Annotated in this window: 5 protein-coding genes; 4 read left to right on the forward strand and 1 reads right to left on the reverse strand. The window is 54.2% G+C overall.

Annotated features, from left to right (window positions below; all coding sequences use genetic code 11):
• Positions 1-41: 41 nt before the first annotated feature.
• From MKMG_RS11800 to ruvB, 4 genes are all read left to right on the forward strand, one after another.
• Positions 42-308: a type II toxin-antitoxin system RelE/ParE family toxin gene (locus MKMG_RS11800; RefSeq protein WP_165078001.1), complete on the forward strand. Its 267-nt coding sequence runs from the start codon at positions 42-44 to the stop codon at positions 306-308.
• A gap of 171 nt (positions 309-479) precedes the next feature.
• Entirely contained in the window at positions 480-950 is a 471-nt protein-coding gene (gene ruvC / locus MKMG_RS11145; protein WP_165078002.1) for a crossover junction endodeoxyribonuclease RuvC, read from the forward strand.
• Between the two features lies 1 nt (position 951).
• On the forward strand, positions 952-1536 hold the full coding sequence (gene ruvA / locus MKMG_RS11150) for a Holliday junction branch migration protein RuvA (protein WP_165078004.1): 585 nt from the start codon (positions 952-954) through the stop codon (positions 1534-1536).
• 4 nt (positions 1537-1540) lie between these two features.
• Positions 1541-2527, forward strand: a complete 987-nt coding sequence (ruvB, locus tag MKMG_RS11155) for a Holliday junction branch migration DNA helicase RuvB (RefSeq protein WP_165078005.1) — start codon at positions 1541-1543, stop codon at positions 2525-2527.
• A 107-nt stretch (positions 2528-2634) separates the two neighbouring features.
• On the opposite strand, the gene MKMG_RS11160 is transcribed toward ruvB, so the two are convergent.
• Positions 2635-2859 carry a hypothetical protein gene (locus MKMG_RS11160; RefSeq protein ID WP_165078007.1) on the reverse strand — a complete coding sequence of 75 codons (225 nt, stop codon included), beginning with the start codon at positions 2857-2859 and terminating at the stop codon, positions 2635-2637.
• Positions 2860-3152: the final 293 nt, after the last annotated feature.

Below are 3152 nucleotides of genomic sequence, written 5' to 3' on the forward strand. Positions count from 1 at the left end.
CGATCTTTACATGAGATGAAAAAACGGCTCGGAAGTAATTTATGAATAAATATTCGGTTGAATTTAAATCCGGTGTTGAAAAGGATTTGAGGAAGATTGACACAATTCATATCGAATCAATTTTTTCTAGGATTGAACAATTATCTTCGGATCCCATTCCTCACGAATCTAAAAGGATATCTGGTTCGGAGAATTTCTACAGGATTCGTTCCGGCAATTATCGGATTATTTACCGTGTAAACCATGATGATACCACTGTCACAATATATTATGTACGTCACAGGAAAGTTGCATACAGACATTTTTAACAGAATTTTTGTATGTCCATTACAGCAACACAATTTATTTCGAAAAAAACAGGCAGGAAGCCCATGACTGTATAGACGCGAGTAGTTGACAATAGGTATCTATCATAAGAACGGAACATTCATGAGAAAGGCAGGGGCACAAAGGCCCCCCGCTACAGGAGAGAGAAACGCATGATTGTTGTCGGGATTGATCCGGGTATTGCACGGGTCGGCTACGGCGTGCTTGAGAGAACCGCCCGGTATCCGACCCCGCTGGCCTATGGCTGCATTGAGACCAAAAGCAGCCTGAGCCAGTCACAGCGTCTGCGGGAGATATATGAGAGTATCTCGCAGGTTCTTGATGACTACAGCCCGGCATGCGTCGCCATTGAACAACTCTTCTTCTCCCGGAACACCACCTCTGCCATGCAGGTCAGTGAGGCACGGGGTGTCCTCTTACTCGCAGCAGTTCAGCGGGATATTGCAATAGCGGAGTACACGCCCAACCAGATCAAGCAGGCGGTCACCGGATCGGGGCGTGCCGACAAACACCAGGTGCAGGAGATGATGCGCAGGCTCCTCCGGCTGCAGGAGATTCCCCGCCCGGACGATGCCGCAGACGGTCTTGCGGTCGCTCTCTGCCACATACATACGATGCGATAATATGATAGCTCATCTCTCAGGAATTCTGGCATCCACCGGGGACCGGTGGGTGGTTATAGATGTCGGCGGTGTCGGCTACCGGGTGCAGGTCACCCGCCCCGCGCTGCAGAGTCTCCAGCAGACGGAAGGTCTTGTCCGGGTGCACACCTACATGGCCGTCCGTGACGATGACATTCAGCTCTACGGGTTTCTCTACCCAAGTGAACTGGAACTATTTCGTATCTTAATCAGTGTCTCCGGGATAGGCCCGCAGATTGCCATGAACGTCCTCTCCCAGATATCTTTGGAGGATTTTGCTATAGCGATTGTGAGTGACGATGAAAAAGTGCTCACCCGGATCACGGGCATCGGTCAGAAGAGTGCCAGACGCCTGATCCTGGAACTCAAGGATAAGATGAAGAAACACACCGAAACTGTCCCCGGCGGCAAAAGAACGGCAGAAGCCGGTGACGCGGTGAGCGCCCTCATATCACTCGGTTTTTCGCCACGGGAGGCGCAGGAGGCAGTCGACGCTGTCCTGTCCATTCCCGATCCGACCGTGCAGAACCTTATTCGTGGCGCTCTGGCCCGCCTGCGGGAGCGCTGATTTTATGCAGGAGAGACTCCCCTCACCGGCACTTCTGGCCGAAGAGCCGGACGACACGACGATCCGGCCGGCGCATTTCGACGATTTCGTGGGTCAGCCGCAGATTAAAGAGACCCTTGCCATCGCCATCGCGGCGGCGAAGAGACGGGGGGAGACTATTGATCACATCCTCTTCTCCGGCCCGCCCGGTCTCGGGAAGACGACGCTCGCCCAGATTGTCGCCCGGGAGATGGGCGTGGCCATCCGGAGCACCACCGGTCCGGTGCTGGACAAGCCCGGCGACCTTGCCGCCCAGTTAACGGCGCTCTCGCAGGGGGATGTGCTCTTCATTGATGAGATTCACCGGCTGAACCCGGTGGTCGAGGAGATTCTCTACCCGGCGATGGAGGACTCGTGCATTGACGTGATGATCGGCGAAGGCCCGGGGGCACGCTCGGTGCAGCTCCCCTTAGAGGAGTTCACCCTGGTCGGTGCGACGACAAAGGTCGGCCTCCTGGGCTCTCCGCTGCGTGACCGCTTCGGTTTCATATTCCGGCTCACCTTGTACGAGGTGGCTGACCTTGTGAAAATTGTGCTGCGCAGCGCTGCCATCATGCAGACACCGATCACGGAGGACGGTGCCAGAGAAATTGCCAGGCGAAGCCGGGGCACACCACGGATAGCAAACCGTCTGCTCCGGCGGGTGCGTGATTTCGCCCTGGTCCGGGAGGACGGCAGCATTGACGCAGGGACAGCAGACCTTGCGCTGACCATGCTCGGCATTGACCCGCTGGGGCTTGACAATATCGACCGGAAGATTCTCTCGGTGATTGCCCATGACTTCGGCGGCGGCCCGGTGGGAGTGAAGACGATCGCCATCGCGATTGGCGAGGAGGTCAGGACGGTGGAAGAGGTGTATGAACCGTATCTGATTCAGATTGGGTTTATTAAGAGGACGCCGCAGGGGAGGGATATTACTGAGGCCGGAAGAAGGCATGTGGAGGGGGAGTGAGGTTTCGGTTTGAAAGAGACTTCGTTTAGAATCAGTTGATGGTTCACTACTGTCTCTCCTGAGATACCGGTTTACGCCCTGACACACCCCGGCCACACCAAACGTCGTTATGATGGGCCGTCTCGTTTCCCGTGTAATGCGAGGTACTTCTCAAGTGCCCGCCTGGAGGTATGCCACGTCTTTTTTATCTTAACCGCATCAAGTACGCCCTGTCGTGCCCGCAGGCTGAGATATTCCTGTGAATAAGGAGTGTTCTGTGCGATAACCCCTAACGGTATAAGTTCATCATACCCGCCATATACAGAGAGATATACGGTCAGACTTTCATCCACCGCTTTTGCGATGAGATTTGAAAACGGATAAAGATTTCCGGAATCTGCTGATTTTAAGTATTGATAATATTTTTTCCGGTCCTCTTTTTTAACTCGCGGGGTGAAGGGGCAGAGCGGGAAGTCCCCGGTCTTCAGGCCGGGGATGAAAGCAGAGCCCCTTCCTCGCTGCGATAATTATATTGTGTGTCGTCACGCAAATTGCGTCAGGAGTATCTGCAACCAAAACGCTGTTGTGGGGAGATGGGTTATGGTCTTCCTCATATTTCCTTACAACATCGGGTCAGGTTAGTCCT

The sequence above is a fragment of the Methanogenium sp. MK-MG genome, from assembly GCF_009914725.1.
In the GTDB taxonomy this organism is placed as follows: Archaea; Halobacteriota; Methanomicrobia; order Methanomicrobiales; family Methanomicrobiaceae; genus Methanogenium.

Bases quoted from the DNA above. Each gene is read 5' to 3' on its own strand.
- MKMG_RS11800 (WP_165078001.1), top strand. From the start codon at position 42: ATGAATAAATATTCGGTTGAATTTAAATCCGGTGTTGAAAAGGATTTG.
- ruvC (WP_165078002.1), top strand. From the start codon at position 480: ATGATTGTTGTCGGGATTGATCCGGGTATTGCACGGGTCGGCTACGGC.
- ruvA (WP_165078004.1), top strand. From the start codon at position 952: ATGATAGCTCATCTCTCAGGAATTCTGGCATCCACCGGGGACCGGTGG.
- ruvB (WP_165078005.1), top strand. From the start codon at position 1,541: ATGCAGGAGAGACTCCCCTCACCGGCACTTCTGGCCGAAGAGCCGGAC.